Origin of the sequence: Mycobacterium sp. IS-3022, from assembly GCF_001500065.1 — a bacterium.
Lineage (GTDB): Bacteria > Actinomycetota > Actinomycetes > Mycobacteriales > Mycobacteriaceae > Mycobacterium.
On record NZ_LQIN01000034.1, the window covers coordinates 231,876 to 246,680 of the forward strand.

Annotated in this window: 17 protein-coding genes; 4 read left to right on the plus strand and 13 right to left on the minus strand. The window is 68.4% G+C overall.

Features of this window, described 5'->3' with window-relative positions:
- Positions 1–5: 5 nt before the first annotated feature.
- From AU188_RS18350 to AU188_RS18365, 4 genes are all read right to left on the minus strand, one after another.
- Positions 6–1,676: a bifunctional uroporphyrinogen-III C-methyltransferase/uroporphyrinogen-III synthase gene (locus tag AU188_RS18350; RefSeq protein ID WP_059164951.1), complete on the minus strand. Its 1,671-nt coding sequence runs from the start codon at positions 1,674–1,676 to the stop codon at positions 6–8.
- A 54-nt stretch (positions 1,677–1,730) separates the two neighbouring features.
- A complete protein-coding gene (hemC, locus tag AU188_RS18355; RefSeq protein ID WP_059164950.1) occupies positions 1,731–2,663 on the minus strand; it encodes a hydroxymethylbilane synthase in 933 nt (310 codons plus the stop codon).
- Between the two features lie 3 nt (positions 2,664–2,666).
- Positions 2,667–4,010 (minus strand): glutamyl-tRNA reductase, encoded by a 1,344-nt coding sequence (locus AU188_RS18360; protein WP_059164949.1) that lies wholly within the window; start codon positions 4,008–4,010, stop codon positions 2,667–2,669.
- Between the two features lie 71 nt (positions 4,011–4,081).
- Entirely contained in the window at positions 4,082–4,336 is a 255-nt protein-coding gene (locus tag AU188_RS18365; RefSeq protein WP_059164948.1) for a glutaredoxin family protein, read from the minus strand.
- Between the two features lie 38 nt (positions 4,337–4,374).
- Here AU188_RS18365 and AU188_RS18370 point away from each other — a divergent pair, with 38 nt between their 5' ends.
- Positions 4,375–5,292 carry an HAD family hydrolase gene (locus tag AU188_RS18370; protein ID WP_059164947.1) on the plus strand — a complete coding sequence of 306 codons (918 nt, stop codon included), beginning with the start codon at positions 4,375–4,377 and terminating at the stop codon, positions 5,290–5,292.
- Between the two features lie 47 nt (positions 5,293–5,339).
- Positions 5,340–5,879: an FAS1-like dehydratase domain-containing protein gene (locus AU188_RS18375; protein WP_059164946.1), complete on the plus strand. Its 540-nt coding sequence runs from the start codon at positions 5,340–5,342 to the stop codon at positions 5,877–5,879.
- Positions 5,880–5,969: 90 nt separating this feature from the next.
- Here the strand turns inward: AU188_RS18375 and AU188_RS18380 are convergent, their stop codons facing one another.
- The 9 genes from AU188_RS18380 to AU188_RS18415 all read right to left on the minus strand — a co-directional run bounded on the left by AU188_RS18380 (position 5,970) and on the right by AU188_RS18415 (position 13,651).
- Positions 5,970–7,037, minus strand: coding sequence for a lysophospholipid acyltransferase family protein (locus AU188_RS18380; protein ID WP_059164945.1), 1,068 nt, complete (start codon positions 7,035–7,037; stop codon positions 5,970–5,972).
- Positions 7,038–7,074: 37 nt separating this feature from the next.
- Positions 7,075–8,175 carry an SDR family oxidoreductase gene (locus AU188_RS18385; RefSeq protein ID WP_059164944.1) on the minus strand — a complete coding sequence of 367 codons (1,101 nt, stop codon included), beginning with the start codon at positions 8,173–8,175 and terminating at the stop codon, positions 7,075–7,077.
- Between the two features lie 31 nt (positions 8,176–8,206).
- Complete coding sequence (locus AU188_RS25040) at positions 8,207–8,308, minus strand: 30S ribosomal protein bS22 (protein WP_003402602.1); 102 nt, start codon at positions 8,306–8,308, stop codon at positions 8,207–8,209.
- A gap of 122 nt (positions 8,309–8,430) precedes the next feature.
- Complete coding sequence (locus AU188_RS18390) at positions 8,431–8,691, minus strand: helix-turn-helix domain-containing protein (protein ID WP_059099129.1); 261 nt, start codon at positions 8,689–8,691, stop codon at positions 8,431–8,433.
- A 127-nt stretch (positions 8,692–8,818) separates the two neighbouring features.
- On the minus strand, positions 8,819–9,700 hold the full coding sequence (proC, locus tag AU188_RS18395; protein WP_156426736.1) for a pyrroline-5-carboxylate reductase: 882 nt from the start codon (positions 9,698–9,700) through the stop codon (positions 8,819–8,821).
- A gap of 30 nt (positions 9,701–9,730) precedes the next feature.
- Positions 9,731–10,543, minus strand: a complete 813-nt coding sequence (locus AU188_RS18400; protein ID WP_059164942.1) for a thioesterase family protein — start codon at positions 10,541–10,543, stop codon at positions 9,731–9,733.
- A 25-nt stretch (positions 10,544–10,568) separates the two neighbouring features.
- Positions 10,569–11,414 carry a sugar phosphate isomerase/epimerase family protein gene (locus AU188_RS18405; protein ID WP_059164941.1) on the minus strand — a complete coding sequence of 282 codons (846 nt, stop codon included), beginning with the start codon at positions 11,412–11,414 and terminating at the stop codon, positions 10,569–10,571.
- A gap of 15 nt (positions 11,415–11,429) precedes the next feature.
- Positions 11,430–12,602, minus strand: coding sequence for an Rv0497 family membrane protein (locus AU188_RS18410; RefSeq protein WP_059164940.1), 1,173 nt, complete (start codon positions 12,600–12,602; stop codon positions 11,430–11,432).
- A gap of 26 nt (positions 12,603–12,628) precedes the next feature.
- A complete protein-coding gene (locus AU188_RS18415; RefSeq protein WP_059164939.1) occupies positions 12,629–13,651 on the minus strand; it encodes a Ppx/GppA family phosphatase in 1,023 nt (340 codons plus the stop codon).
- Between the two features lie 33 nt (positions 13,652–13,684).
- On the opposite strand from AU188_RS18415, the gene AU188_RS18420 reads away from it, so the two are divergent.
- Both AU188_RS18420 and AU188_RS18425 read left to right on the plus strand, forming a co-directional pair.
- Complete coding sequence (locus AU188_RS18420; RefSeq protein WP_059099135.1) at positions 13,685–14,461, plus strand: DUF3109 family protein; 777 nt, start codon at positions 13,685–13,687, stop codon at positions 14,459–14,461.
- The gene (locus AU188_RS18425; protein ID WP_172799536.1) at positions 14,458–14,751 is read left to right on the plus strand and encodes a YciI family protein; all 294 of its coding nucleotides are present in this window, start codon (positions 14,458–14,460) and stop codon (positions 14,749–14,751) included. The genes AU188_RS18420 and AU188_RS18425 overlap by 4 nt, the downstream gene beginning before the upstream one ends.
- The last annotated feature ends 54 nt before the right edge of the window (positions 14,752–14,805 follow it).

The following is a 14,805-nucleotide window of genomic DNA, read 5'->3' on the forward strand; positions in this document are numbered from 1 at the left end:
CGCGGTCAGCGACGCCGGCTCTTCTTACGCGGCGGCGGCAGTGCGCCCTCGGCGCGCAACCGGGCGGCGTGTTCGGCGAGCGCCTCCACCAGCGGCCCGACGGCCGCGACTTCGGGCTGCACATCCACCCGAAGGCCGAATTCGGCTGCGGTCTCGGCGGTTTTGGGCCCGATGCACGCGACGATGGTCCGCGCGTGCGGCTTGCCCGCGATGCCGACCAGGTTGCGAACCGTCGAGCTCGAGGTGAAGCAGACCGCGTCGAAGCCACCGGTCTTGATCATCTCGCGGGTGTGCGCGGGCGGCGGCGCGGCGCGCACCGTGCGGTAGGCCGTGACATCCTCGATCTCCCAACCACGTTCGCGCAGCCCCTCGGCCAGCGTCTCGGTGGCGATGTCGGCGCGCGGCAGCAGCACACGGTTCACCGGATCGAAAACGTCGTCGTACGGCGGGAACTCATCGAGCAAGCCGAGCGACGATTGTTCGCCGGCCGGCACCAGTTCGGGGTTGATGCCGAACGCCCGCACCCGGTCGGCGGTGGCCTGGCCGACGCAGGCGATCTTCACCCCGGAGAAGGCCCGCGCGTCGAGACCGAACTCGTTGAACTTCTCCCACACCGCGCGTACCGCATTGGTGGAGGTGAACACCACCCACTGGAACCGGCCGTCGACCAGACCCTTGACCGCGCGCTCCATCTGCGCCGGGCTGCGCGGCGGCTCTACCGCGATGGTGGGCACCTCGATGGGGAGCGCTCCGTGACCCACCAGCTTGTCGCTCATCTCGCCGGCCTGGTCCTTGGTGCGCGGCACCAGCACGGTCCAGCCGTACAGCGCACGGCTTTCCCACCAGTTCAGCTTGGCGCGGTTGGCCACGGTCTTGCCGATGGTCACGACCAGGGGGCCGGCCAAGGGGCCGGCCGGCTCGATGCCCGTCGGCTTGTCCAGCACCGCCTTGTCGAGCAGCCCGTCCAGTGTCGTCTCGACCGAACGCTGTTGGCATGTTGTGCCGCTGGCCGTCACCACCACGGGCGTGGTGGCGGTGAGCCCGTACTCGATCAGCGTGCGCGCCGCATCGGCCAGGTGGGTCGCCGTGGCGTGCAGGATCAGCGGTCCCGGTGCGGCGGCCAGCGCGGCCCAGTCGACGTGCGGGTCGCGAACGTCGGCCACGGTGTGGGCCGAGCCCAGCGGCAGGCCCGCGTACGTGGGTACCGCCGTGGTGTCCGGCAGGCCCGGCACGATCTCGAAGTTCAGGTGCGACTTCGCCAGCGCCGACACCTCGCTGATCACCGCGTCCACCGACAGTGGATCCCCGGCGACCAGCCGCACCACGTCGACACCCGTGCGGGCCTCGGCGATCAGCGTCTTGGCCACCTCGGCCGGATCGCCGACGGCCGACCGGATGTCGGGTCCGCCTGGGATCGTCGGCGCCTCATCGCCCCCGGCGTCGCCGTCGGCCGGCGCTGCCGCCGCGGGTTCGGGACCCGACGGGGGCGGCAGCTCGCTACCCACCAGGGCCAGCACCGCCTCCGGCACGTCGGGATCGGTGAACACCAGGGCGGCGTTGCCGAGCACGGTGCGGGCCCGCGTCGTCAGCAGTCCGGGGTCACCGGGACCCGAACCGACGAACGTGATGCGGCCCGGCTTCGGCTTGCGCCCCCGCCCGCTGGTCTGGCCTGTCATCTCAGTCACTCATCTCTCTGCTCTTCGCTCAACGCTCATCGCAGCTCTACTGCTTCAATCGGCGTCCGCCATGAGCTCGCGCGCCCCCAGGTCGAACAACTCCTCGGCCACCGAGAGCCCCAGCTCCCGGGCCCGGTCGGGAGTGCCGACGCCGGACGCGCGGATCACGTCGGATCCGTTCAGCGCCGCCACGCAGCCGCGCAGCGACACCTCTTCGAAGACGTTGCCGTCCTCATCGATGGACTCGACCACCTCAGCGATCGCGCCCACCGGTGCGGAACAACCCGCCTCCAGTCGGGCGAGCAGGGCCCGTTCAGCGGTGACTGCGGCGCGCGTGTCGGCGTCGTCCAACTCCGCCAGCAGCGCGGCGAGCTCGGTGTCGTCCGCGCGGCACTCGACCGCGAGCGCACCTTGAGCCGGCGCTGGCAACATCTGCACCGACTCGAGAGTCTCGGTGACATCGGCCAGCCGCCCGATGCGAGCCAGTCCCGCCCGTGCGACTACGATGCCGTCGAGATCACCGTTGCTAACCCTGTTCAACCTGGTATCCAGGTTGCCTCTTAGGGGGCGGATTTCCAAACCGAGACCCAGTGCTCTAAGCTGTGCGGCCCGCCGCGGGCTCGACGTGCCGATCAGCGAGCCGGCCGGCAACTCTCCGAGCACCAGTCCGTCACGGGCGACCAGCGCGTCGCGCGGGTCTTCGCGCGGGGGGCTTGCAGCGATGACGAAACGCGGGTCGGCCGCGGTCGGCAAATCCTTGAAGGAGTGCACGGCGGCGTCCACCCGGCCGTCATCGATGGCCTCCCGCAGAGCGGCGGTGAACACGCCCACGCCGATGTCGGCGATGGGGCCCTGGTTGCGGTCGCCCTCGGTGGAGATGGTGACGAGTTCTGCGGCGTGCCCGTTGGCAATCAGCGCATCCCGGACCGTACCGGCCTGGGTGGTCGCCAGCAGGCTGCCCCGGGTGCCTATCCGAATTACAGTCAAGCGTTACTCGGCCTTGTCGAAATCAGTTGGTATCAATGGCATTTCGGGGCCAGCGACGGCATCGACGGCCTGTTGGTCGAGCTCGAACAACTCGCGCAGCGCCTCGGCGTAGCTGTCGCCGCCGGGTGCGCTGGCCAGCTGTTTGACCCGCACGGTCGGGGCGTGCAGCAGCTTGTCGACCACCCGGCGCACGGTCTTGGCGACCTCGTCGCGGTGAGCCGCGTCCAGCCCGGGCAGCCGGTTGTCCAGCCTGAGCAGTTCGGCCTCGACCACGTCGGCGGCGCGCTGCCGCAACGCGGTGACGGTCGGGGTGACCTCGGCCATTCGCTGACCGGCCAGATAATTGGCGACCTCGGCGGCGACGATCGCGCGCGCGGCTTCGGCGTCGGAGGCGGCGGCGCGGGCCGACGGCTCACGCTGGATGCGCTCCATGTCCACCACGTAGACGCCGGGCAGCCCCGCCACCGCAGGATCGACGTCGCGGGGCATGCCGAGGTCGCAGATCACCAGCTGCTTGGGCTCTTGGCCGTGCGCCAGGCCGCGGTGCACGTCGGCCAGGGAGACGACGGGCCGCACCGCGCCGGTGCAGCTGACGACCACGTCGGCGTCGGTGAGCAGCGGCGGCAGATGGTCGAACGGGAAGGCATGGGCCTCGATGCCCAATTCGCGGACCTTCGCCGCGAGTCGCTTGGCCCGCGGCAGGCTGCGGTTCACGATGTGGATGCGATCGAGGCCGGCGCGGGTCAGATGCTTGGCGGCCAGCGAGCCCATCGCGCCCGCGCCGATCACCACCGCGGTGCGGCCGGCGAGCGAACCGAGCTTGCTTTCGGCCATGCCGAGCGCCACGGACACCACCGAGGCGCCGGCGGCGTCGATCCCGGTCTCCGTGTGCACCCGCTTGCCGACCGACAACGCCCGCTGCGACAGCTCGTGCAGCGTGCGGCCCACGGTGTGGTTGGCCTCGGCGGCCGCATAGGCGCGGCGCACCTGGCCGAGCACCTGCTGTTCTCCGATGACGGCGGAGTCCAGCCCGGAGGCGACGGCGAACAGGTGCTCGACGGCGGCTTCGGCGTAGCGCACGTAGGCGTATTTGGTGAGGTCGCCCAGGCCCATACCGGAGTGCTCGGAGAGCACCTGGCCGATGACCGACAAACCGCCGTGGAACGCCTCGACGACGGCGTAGACCTCGACCCGGTTGCAGGTGGACAGCACCATCGCCTCGGTGACGAGGGAGGACTGCAGCACCTTGTCGACGATCTTTGCCTGATCGGATTCATCGGTGCTGAGTTGTTCGAGCACCGACACCGGCGCGCTGCGGTGCGAAACCCCGAAAAGCAGCACGCTCACGGCTTAATCACCACGTCATCCACGGTAGTCGGTGAACAGTTAGGTGACCAAATTCCTGCCGGAGGCCGCAGTCACTTCGCCAGGTCGGCACGCAGCCGAGGCTCATCGACCTCCCAGTAACTGTGCTCGGCGCCGTCGAGCAGCACCACCGGCAAACGATCGCCGAACTCCGCCCGTCGCGCGGGTTCGCCCGCCGCGGCTGCGGCGTCGACATCGGTGATGACCAGCGTGAAACCCAGTTCATCCGCCAGCACGGTGAGCTGGTCGGCGACCCGTCGGCAGATCGTGCAGCCGTCGCGCGTCAGCAACTCCACCTGCCGGTCCACTCGACAAGTATCCCGCCACCGTGACTTAGGGTTGAAACGTGTCTGAGTCCGGTCGCGTCGAAGGCGAGCAGTTGGCGGGACCAGCCTCTGCCGCCGATCAGCAGCGTGCCGGTGAGGCGAGCGCCGAGCAGGCCGTCACCGGTCTGGTTCTCGAGGAGCCCACCACCCCGTCGCCACCGCCGCCCGACCTGACCGCGGCAGCGTTCTTCGACGTCGACAACACGCTGGTGCAGGGCTCGTCGCTGATCCACTTCGCCCGCGGGCTGGCCGCTCGCAAGTACTTCACCTACGGCGACGTCGCGAAGTTCCTCTACGCACAGGCCAAGTTCCAGCTGACCGGACGGGAGAACAGCGACGACGTGGCCGCCGGCCGTCGTAAGGCGCTGGCTTTCATCGAAGGCCGGTCGACGGCCGAGCTGATGGCCGTCGGCGAGGAGATCTACGACGAGATCATCGCCGACAAGATCTGGCCTGGCACCCGCTCGCTGGCGCAGATGCATCTCGATGCCGGCCAACAGGTGTGGCTGGTCACGGCGACGCCGTACGAACTTGCCGCGACGATCGCCAAGCGGCTGGGCCTGACCGGGGCGTTGGGCACCGTCGCGGAGTCCGTCGACGGGGTGTTCACCGGGCGCCTGGTCGGCGACATCCTGCACGGGACGGGCAAAGCCCATGCGGTGCGGTCACTGGCCATCCGCGAAGGGCTCAACCTGCGTCGCTGCACTGCCTACTCGGACAGCTTCAACGACGTGCCGATGCTGTCGCTGGTCGGCACCGCGGTGGCGATCAATCCCGACGCGGACCTGCGCGACCTCGCCCGGGAGCGGGGCTGGGAGATTCGCGACTTCCGCACCGCCCGCAAGGCCGCGCGCATCGGCGTGCCGTCGGCGCTGGCACTGGGCGCGGCGGGTGGGGCGTTGGCCGCCGTCGTCTCCCGTCGCCAGGACGGCCGCTGAACCGCTGATAGGCTCGCGCCGCTGACTCCGACCAGAAGAGACCGTGTATGGCCATCGCAGAGAACATCATCGGCACTCATTACCGCTACCCCGATTACTTCGAGGTCGACCGGGAAAAGATCCGGGAGTTCGCGCGCGCGGTCAAGGACGAGCACCCGGCCCACTTCAGCGAAGAGGCCGCCAAGGAATGCGGTTACGACTCGTTGATAGCGCCGTTGACGTTCCTCGCGGTCGCCGGTCGCCGCGTCCAGCTCGAGATCTTCAACCAGTTCGACGTGCCGATCAACATGGAGCGGGTGCTGCACCGTGACCAGAAGATCACCTTCCACCGCCCGATCGTGGCCGGCGACAAACTGTTCTTCGATTCCTACCTCGACTCGGTGACCGAATCACACGGGGCCGTCGTCACCGAGGTCCGCGGCGAGGTCACCGACGCCGACGGCAACCCGGTCCTGACGAGCGTCGTCACCGTGATGGGCGAGGCGCAATCCGACACCGAGGCCGACGAGGTGAGCGAGCGCATCGCCGCCGCCCGCGATGAGGCGATCGCGAAAATGATTGCCAAGCAAACTAGTTCGGGTAGCTAGCCTCTAGCGCGAGCAGTCGCGAAGTGCCCCTTAAGAGGCCCGTTCGGGGGCAGTTTGCGCCTGCTCGCGGAGGAACGCTCAGCCGGAGACTCAGCCGAGGAACGTGTTGCGGCGCTGCGCGAGCAGTTGGTACAGCGTCTGCTGGATGGTCTCGCGCACCTGGTCGGTGAGCTCGAACGTGATCATCGGGTCCTCGGCGGCCGACTCGTCGTAATCGGCCGTCTCGATCGGCTCGCCGAACTGGATGTGCCACTTCGACGGCAGCGGGACCATCCCTGCCGGGCCTGCGAGCGGGAAGAACGGCGTGATCGGGAAGTACGGCAGCCCCAGCAGCCGGGCCAGCAGCTTGACGTCGCCGATCATCGGATAGATCTCCTCGGAGCCGACGATCGAGCACGGCACGATGGGCGCCTTGGTGCGCAGCGCGGCCGAGACGAAGCCGCCGCGACCGAAGCGCTGCAGCTTGTAGCGGTCCTTGAAGTGCTTGCCCAGGCCCTTGTAGCCCTCCGGGAAAACCGCGGTCAGCTCACCGGCGGCCAGCAGGCGGTGCGCATCGGCGGTGCAGGCCATGGTGTGGCCGGCCTTACGCGCGGCCTGACCGACCATCGGCAGGTCGAAAACCATGTCGGCGGCAAGCAGGCGCAGGTCGCGGTGTGCCGGGTGGTGGTCGTGCACCGCCACCGACGCCATCAACCCGTCGAACGGCAGCACCCCGGCGTGGTTGGCAACCACCAGCGCGGCACCCGTCTCGGGCAGATGCTCGACACCGCTGACCTCGACGCGGAACCACGACTTGAAGAACACTCTCAGCAAAGGCAAAAAGATTGCGTTGTTGAGGTGGGCGTCGAATCCGAATTCGTCGACGACGTAATCGCCCATCATCCGCTTGCGGACGAATTCGGCGACCGCCCCTATTCGCTTGGCGAGTTCGGTGGGCGTCTCGTCGACGGTCGGGACGCCGGCGGCGCCAGCCCTGCGGTCGTCGATCTCACGGACGACGGCGGCGATGTCCTCAGCGGAGGCGCGACCGAGCGGATCCGAGGTCTGCGAGGGATGTCGGCGAGAGCCCTGCGTGCGCGCGGCGTTGCGCCGCTGCGCCGCTGCACGGCCCGAATTCGCGTGCAGCGGAATGACTTTCGCCTTGGACTCGCCCGCCACTGTCGTTACCTTCTCCCCACCCGATCAGTTGATGAGCCTAGCGCCCCCACCGCTGCGCCGCAGCGACGGCGCGACTCTCCATTGAGCGTACCCACCGAGGGTCGACGATCGGAGTCAATCCGCGGCCTCGGACGTAATCGTCGAAGGCTTCCACGGTGGTCCACTTTGGGTTGTAGCCGAGTTCGTTTCGCATTCGCGATGTGTCCATAACACGGCCGTAACTCAGGTAGTCCAATTGCTCGCGATCGAGTTCAGTGTAGCGAGTCGCGCGCCTCAGCGAATCCACTGCCCACAGCGCCGATCGAGGCACGGGAAGCGGGATTCGGCCGGCCCGCCGGATCGCCTGGCTCATCATGATGATGCCGGACGCCCCGATGTTGTAGGTGCCCGACTTGCCCGCCATCGTCGCGCGCTCGAGCGCCCCGAGCGCGTCCTGCTCGTGCAGCAGCTGTAACCGGGCGTCGTGCCCGACGACGGTCGGCACCACCGGACCGGCGAGGTAGCGCGACAACGCGGTGTCCATCGCGGGACCGATCATGTTGGCCAGCCGCAGGATGGTGACCGCGATGTCCGGCCGGCGCCGCCCCAGCCCGCGCGCGTAACCCTCGATGTCGATGCTGTCGCGGGCGAATCCTTCGCCCGGGGGACGTCGAGCGCTGCTGTCCTCGGTGAACAGCACCGGGTCGCGTGAGCTCGAGCCGTACACCTCCGAAGTGGACTTGAGTACGACGCGTTGCACCGACGGTGCCTTCTGGCAGGCCGCGAACAACTGGATCGCGCCCATCACGTTGAGCTCCTTCAGCGCCGCGCGCCCACCGGAGCGGGGCGCGTAGGACGCCGCGGCGGCGTGCACCACGGTGTCGACGTCGCCGTTGCGAATGACCTTCGCGATGAACGGGTTCCGGATGTCGGCGCGGACGAACTCTGCGCGGCCCATCCGGCGCAGCAGGTCCTTGCTCGGCGCGATCGCGTCGACGGCGATCACATGGTTGATCAACGGGTTCTGCGCCAGCCGGGCCGTCAGGTATCCGCCGAGGAACCGGCACGCCCCGGTGACCAGGACGACTTTGGGATAGTGCACGGCGTCGCGCGAGTCAGACCCGTTGGCGTGCCCAGTGGAACGACCCTCGGAATCCATGACCGGTCAGCCTAACGACCGCGCGCGGAGATTACTTGCCGAGTTTTCTGCGCTGGACCCGGGTGCGACGAAGCAGCTTGCGGTGCTTCTTCTTCGACATGCGCTTGCGCCGCTTCTTGATGACTGAACCCATGAACTCCGCTACCTGTGACTACTTGCCGAACAAGCATTGTTGATTGACCCGGCCACTTTACCGGGCTGCGCAGGTAACCGCGAAACTCGCCTGATCGCCGGTGCGGGCTTGCGTGAAGAAGATCAGCCTGCGTCGAAGTACGAGCTCTCCAGCATGTCGTGAACAGCCTTGGCGTGCACCCGGAACGACCGGCCGACGCGGACGGCGGGCAGCTCCCCGTTGTGCACCAACCGGTAGACCGTCATTTTGCTGACCCGCATCAGGCTCGCCACTTCGGCGACGGTGAGAAATTGAGCTCGTGGCTGTTGACCGTCGGATCCGGCGTCCCGAGCCGACTTTCCACTGGCCGAATCCCGCCCGGATGGCCCGTTCATAGACGTCATCGCAACCCAATCATTCAGGCACGGGCAGTCCCAGCGGCTTCCCCACCGCTGGCACCGACCCGTGCTTACACCAGGAGAATAGCGTGGCAGATGGTGTTACTGCGACGGGTGTGGGTAATTAAACGAATTACTCCGATGTAATTCCGAGCTGCTCAGAGCGCCTTTTCGCGGCCTCGACCGCTTCGGCGACGGCCGCCCGCAAACCACTCCGTTCGAGTTCCCGCAGACCAGCCGCTGTGGTCCCCCCCGGCGAGGTAACGGTCGCGCGCAGCTGGGCGGGCGTGGTGTCCATCGTGATTCCCGACGACGAGCCGGCCGCTCCCCCGGCCGATGCGGCCCGGTCGAGCCGGTCCAGCAGCATCGCGGCCGACCCCGCCATCGTCTGCGCCACCAGATCCGTGGCCACCGTGCGCGACAGCCCGGCGGCGACGCCCGCGTCGATGAGCGCCTCGACCATCAGGTAGAAGTAGGCCGGCCCGGAACCCGAGAGCGCGGTGACCGCGTCGAGTTGGGATTCGGGCACGGTCAGCACGCCGCCGACCGCGTCGAAGATCGCGGAGACCTCTTTCATCTGCTCCGCGGTGGCGAACCGGCCGGCGGACAGCGCGCTGACTCCCCCGCCGACGACGATCGGGGCGTTGGGCATGACACGGATCACCGGCGCCCCGGCCGGCAGCTTGTTCTCGTAGTAGGCGGTGGTGACACCGGCGGCGACCGTCACGAAAACCTGTTCGGCCGCGTCGCTTTCGGCTTGGGTGGCCGCATCGACGATCTCCCCGACGAGCTCCTCCACGTCGGCGGGCTTGACGGCCACGACGACGTAGCCGGCGTTGTCCACGGCGTTGGACACCGTCGTCACCAACACCGAATACGTCTCGGCGAGGTGTTTTGCCCGGGCCGGGTCCTTCTCGGCCACCACCAGGTCCTTGACCTGTCGCCCGGCGCGCAGCAGCCCGGACAGGAGTGCCTCACCGATACTTCCCCCGCCGACGATCGCGATTCTGGCCATGCCGGAAAGCATTGCAGAAAGCCGGTACGGCTACGCGCTCGGCACCATCGCGAGTTGGCGGCTCTGCACCACGATGCGGCCCTCACAGTCGACGACGATGTGATCCTCGTCGAACCAGTCCTGGCCGATCTCCACCGTCGTGCAGAGCACCCGCAGCCACCCGTCGGCGGGCAGGGTACGCAGATACGCAGTCAACTGGACGGTCGGCGCCCAGCCGAACCGGTTCACGCCCAACGTCACCGGCGCCGACACATCGCCGCACAGCAGCGCGAACAACACATCGGGCGCAACGCCTTTCGGGCGCACCCAGTACTCGATGACCGGCGGTCCACCGTCGGACCGCGGCGCCATGGTGGTCAGCGAGGGCCGGATGTCGCAGCCGTGCGCGAGGTGCACGATATCGGCCATCGGATGTCCCTCGCCGATCGGCTCGAGACCGGGCGGCGGCTCGGGTTGCATCAGCGGGATCACGGGGTTGACCGACAGCAGTGGCGCCACGTGATGCTCCGGGTCGCCGAGCGTGATCGCGGCCCGCACGGCCGTACGCTCACCCTGATTGAGTTCGACGTCGATCAGGCTGATGCGACGTCCGCGCTTGCGCACCGTGGTGACCACCTGCATCGGGCCGGGGTCCGGTGCCCACAGGAAGTTTCCGGACACCGCGATCGGCTGCACGTCCCCGCCGCCGTGCTCTGTTCGCGCCGCGTTTGCGCACAGCGCCAACATCGCGCCGCCGTGCACCTTCGGCCCGATTGTCCAATGTTCGTTCAGCTCACCGTGATACACGCCGTCACCGGCGTCGGTGAGCGCCATGGCGTCGGTGAACAGGGTGGAGCCGGTCATCTGGTGGTTCCTTCGCAAGGTGAGGTCAGCGCAGCAGGTGCGCGCGGGCGAACTGCAACGACTCGACCAGCAACGCCTCGCGTTCGGCGGCGGTGCGGGCGCCCGACGTGGTCACCTCAAGGATCACATGCCCGGTGAAATCGCTCGCGGCCAGCATCTCGCAGACCTCCACCGTCGGCTGCGTGCCCCGGCCCGGCACCAGATGTTCGTCGGTCGAGGCGCCGCTGCCGTCGCACAGGTGCAGGTGCACCAGCCCGTCTCCCATCCGACGGGCCATCTCGATCGCATCGGAGCCCGCGGTCGCGGTGTGCGACAGGTCCAGCGTGTAGTGCGCGTGGTTGCCGTCGAGCGGGTCGTAGGACGGCGCGAACGCCGAGATGCCGGGCCCCGGCCTGCCGCCACGTTTGCGCATCCGCTCGATCGAGGTCTGACCTGCGCCGAAGAACCGGTCGGCCCGAAACGGGAACATGTTCTCGACGGCGACCATCACGTCGCTGGCCGCCTCGAGCTCGGCGACCTGCTCAGAGAAGCCTTCGGCGTAGCGGCGCTGCCACCGGAACGGCGGATGCACGACGACGGTCTGGGCGCCCAGCTGCTCGGCCGCGCGCACACTGCGCTCGAGCTTCGGGATCGGGTTGGCGCCCCACACGCGCTGCGAGATGAGCAGGCACGGTGCATGCACCGAAAGCACCGGCATGTGGTATTTCTCGGACAACCGCGCGACGGCTTCCACGTCCTGGCTGACGGTCTCGGCCCACACCATCAGCTCGACGCCGTCGTAGCCCAGGCGGGCCGCGTACTCAAAGGCCGCCTCGGTTCTCAGCGGGTAGACCGACGCCGTCGACAGACCGACCTTGATGGCTGGGCGCACGAGTTATTGGGCGCCTCAGCCCGCCTGCATCAGTGCCAGCGGCCCGAACGTGACCATCGCCCCGACCGCGACGGCGATCAGCGTGCTGCCGATGTCCTCGGTCTTACGCACCACCCGCACCCCGACCACCAGGCCGAGGATCACCAACACTCCGAGCACCAGCGCGATGATGCTGTTCCACTTCCACAGCTGATCGAACGCGATGAACAGGCCGGCACCGAAAGCGACCGCAATCACACACTGGGCGACGACCCAGGCTCCGCGCAGGAACGCCGACATCGGTCCCGATGGCGCCACATCGGCGTCGTCCTCGAGATCGATGTCCTCCGGGCCCAGGCCGCGGCCGCGCCGGACCTCGTCGTCGGCGACGTCCGGACCGCCGAACAGCTCACTGTCCTTGTCGGGGGACCGCAGGTATGACGGCAGGTCCTCGCGGTCGTCGTCGTCTGGTTCGACGAGATCGACGGCAGCGTCGGCGGCGTCCTCCTCGTCGGCCTTGGGATCGGACCAGTCGAACGGGTCCGGGCTCATCTGCTCGGCCCCCACGCCGGTGTCGGTGTCCTCGCCCACCGCGCTTCGCCCGCCGGTGTCCTCTCCCACCCCGCTGCGCCCGCCGGTGTCCTCTCCCACCCCGCTGCGCCCGCCGGTGTCCTCTCCCACCCCACTGCGCCCGCCGAAACCGAACCGGCGCCGGGTGAAGTGCGAGCGGCGCGGCGGGGCGAAGAAGTCCAGGTCTTCGTCGGAGTCGCGATGCTCGACATGGGTCTGGTAGTCGGCGACGGCGTCGGCGTACTCGTCCTGCTCGTCTGCGGAGGCCTCGGGTTCGACTCCGGTGTCCTCGGCGGCGGGCGATACTTCCTCGACGTGGTCAGGGGCGCCGTTCGTGGCAGCGGGTTCGGCCGCTTCGGGTACGGGTTCGAGGCGTTCGGGTTCGACGGTTTCGGATTCGGCCTCGGCCGGGGCATCGACCACCGCGGCGGCCGACGGCCCGGTCGCGGGTGCGTCGTCCTGATCGCGGACGACCGGGATTTCGCCGGTCAGTTCGGCGACGGAGATCGAGTCGGTGTCCCCACGGCGACGCCGGCGCCGACCGCCGATCGGCGGGGCACCGATCGTGCCGTTGCGCGCCAGCAACTCCGCAACCGAGATGGGTCGCGTGTTGCTGTGGTCGTCTTCTGGTCCTGTCATGGTGTATTGCCTTCGGCCCTCGTCACCTATCGTCCAGCATTGCGCAAAAACGTCTGTACTGAGGCCGGATTGTCAGCGCCGCCGATCGTCGTCGGATCGTCGGCACCGACGGAGCCGCTGCCGTCGGCTTCGCTGTCGAGTCTCCGCAGAATCAGCCCTTCCCGCAACGCCCAGGGGCAAATGTCCACGCTCTCGACGGCCAGGGCCTTCATGCTCGCCTCGGCGACCAACGCTCCGGCCACGATCTGTGGCGCCCGTTCGGCACTCACTCCTTCCAATTCCGCTCGGTCGGCCGCGGTCATCCTAGAGATGAATGCTATGAGCTGCCTTAACCCGGTGGCTGTGAGCGTCCGTTTGACCCGCGGACCGGCCCCGGACGGCGCGGCGCCGGTCAACCGGGCCAGCGAGCGGAACGTCTTCGACGTCGCAACGGCCAGGTCCGGGGCGCCGGCTTTGAGCAGCTCGGCCCCGGCGTCGGCCAGTTCGGTGGTCAGCCAGTCGCGCAGCATCGCGACCCGCCGACGGCCCGGTGGGTCGTCGGGCAGCCATTCGCGGGTGAGCCGGCCCGCGCCGAGCGGGAGCGACAGCGCCACCTCCGGCTCCTCGTCGACACCGTTGGACAGCTCCAGCGACCCGCCGCCGATGTCGATATTGATGATGCGTCCGGCGCTCCACCCGTACCAGCGCCGCACGGCCAAGAACGTCAGCCTCGACTCGTCGACCCCGGCGAGTACGCGCAGCGAGACCCCCGTCTCGGCGAGCACCCGCGCGAGCAACTCCTCGGAGTTCTTGGCGTCACGCACCGCCGAGGTGGCGAACGCCATCAGCTCCGAACACCCGGAACTGGTGGCGATCTTGGCGAACTCGTCGATGGTGCCGATCAGTTTGTCCGCACCCTTACGGGTCAGCTTGCCGGAGCCGTCGATGGCCTCGGCGAGCCGCAACGAGGCCTTGGTGGAACTCATCGGTGTCGGGTGCCCGCCCCGTCGCGCGTCCACCACCAGAAGGTGAACGGTATTGCTGCCCACGTCGAGCACGCCTAATCGCACACCTTCAACTTAATCGGTCTACCGTTGATTACCGTGAGCGCATCGCATCCCGGCGAGGTCGAACTCGATTTCGCCCGTGAGTGGGTCGAGTTCTACGACCCGGACAATCCCGAGCATCTGATCGCAGCCGATTTGACGTGGCTGTGCTCCCGCTGGACGTGTGTGTTCGGCACACCGGCCTGCCAGGGCACGGTCGAGGGGCGCCCGGACGACGGCTGCTGCTCGCACGGCGCGTTCCTGTCCGACAAGGACGACATCGCCCGCCTGGACGACGCGGTCAAGACGCTGACCGACGAGGACTGGCAGTTCCGCGAGAAGGGGCTCGGTAAGAAGGGGTACCTCGAGATGGACTCCTACGACGACAAGCCCAACCTGCGCACCCGAAAACACAAGGGCGCCTGCATCTTTCTCAACCGGCCCGGCTTTCCCGGTGGCATCGGCTGCGCACTGCACAGCAAGGCACTCAAGCTGGGTGTCGAACCGCTGACGATGAAACCCGACGTGTGCTGGCAGCTGCCGATCCGGCGCACGCAGGAGTGGGTGGAGCGGCCCGACGGGACCGAAATCCTCAAGACGTGGATCACCGAGTACGACCGTCGCGGCTGGGGTGAAGGCGGCGCGGATCTGCACTGGTACTGCACCGGCGATCCGAACGCGCACGTCGGCAGCAAGCCGGTCTGGGAGTCCTACGGGCCCGAGCTGACCGAACTGCTCGGCGAGAAGGCGTATGCGGAGCTCGCGGCGATGTGCAAGCGGCGCAGCGGTTTAGGGCTCATCGCCGTGCATCCCGCGACTCGGCTGGCCGGATGAACCTGTTCCTGTTCCGGCTAATTCCGCCGCGAGCGGATTTCGCCCAGACCATGACGCCCGCCGAGCAGCAGGCCATGGCCGCGCATCAGGAGTACTGGCAGCAACTGCTCGCCGACGGTCACGTCGTCGTCTACGGACCGGTCGCAGATCCGGAAGGTGTCTGGGGAATGGGCGTGCTGCGCGCCACCGACCGCGCCGAGGTGCTCGCGATCGCCGAGCGCGACCCGTCGGTCACCGCCGGTGTCAACACCTTCGACGTGTTCGAGATCATGGGCGGCACGACGGGCTAGGTGCGGCGAGTGTCGGGTTGTGGCACGCGATCACGCCTCGAAGTCAAGTGAAGG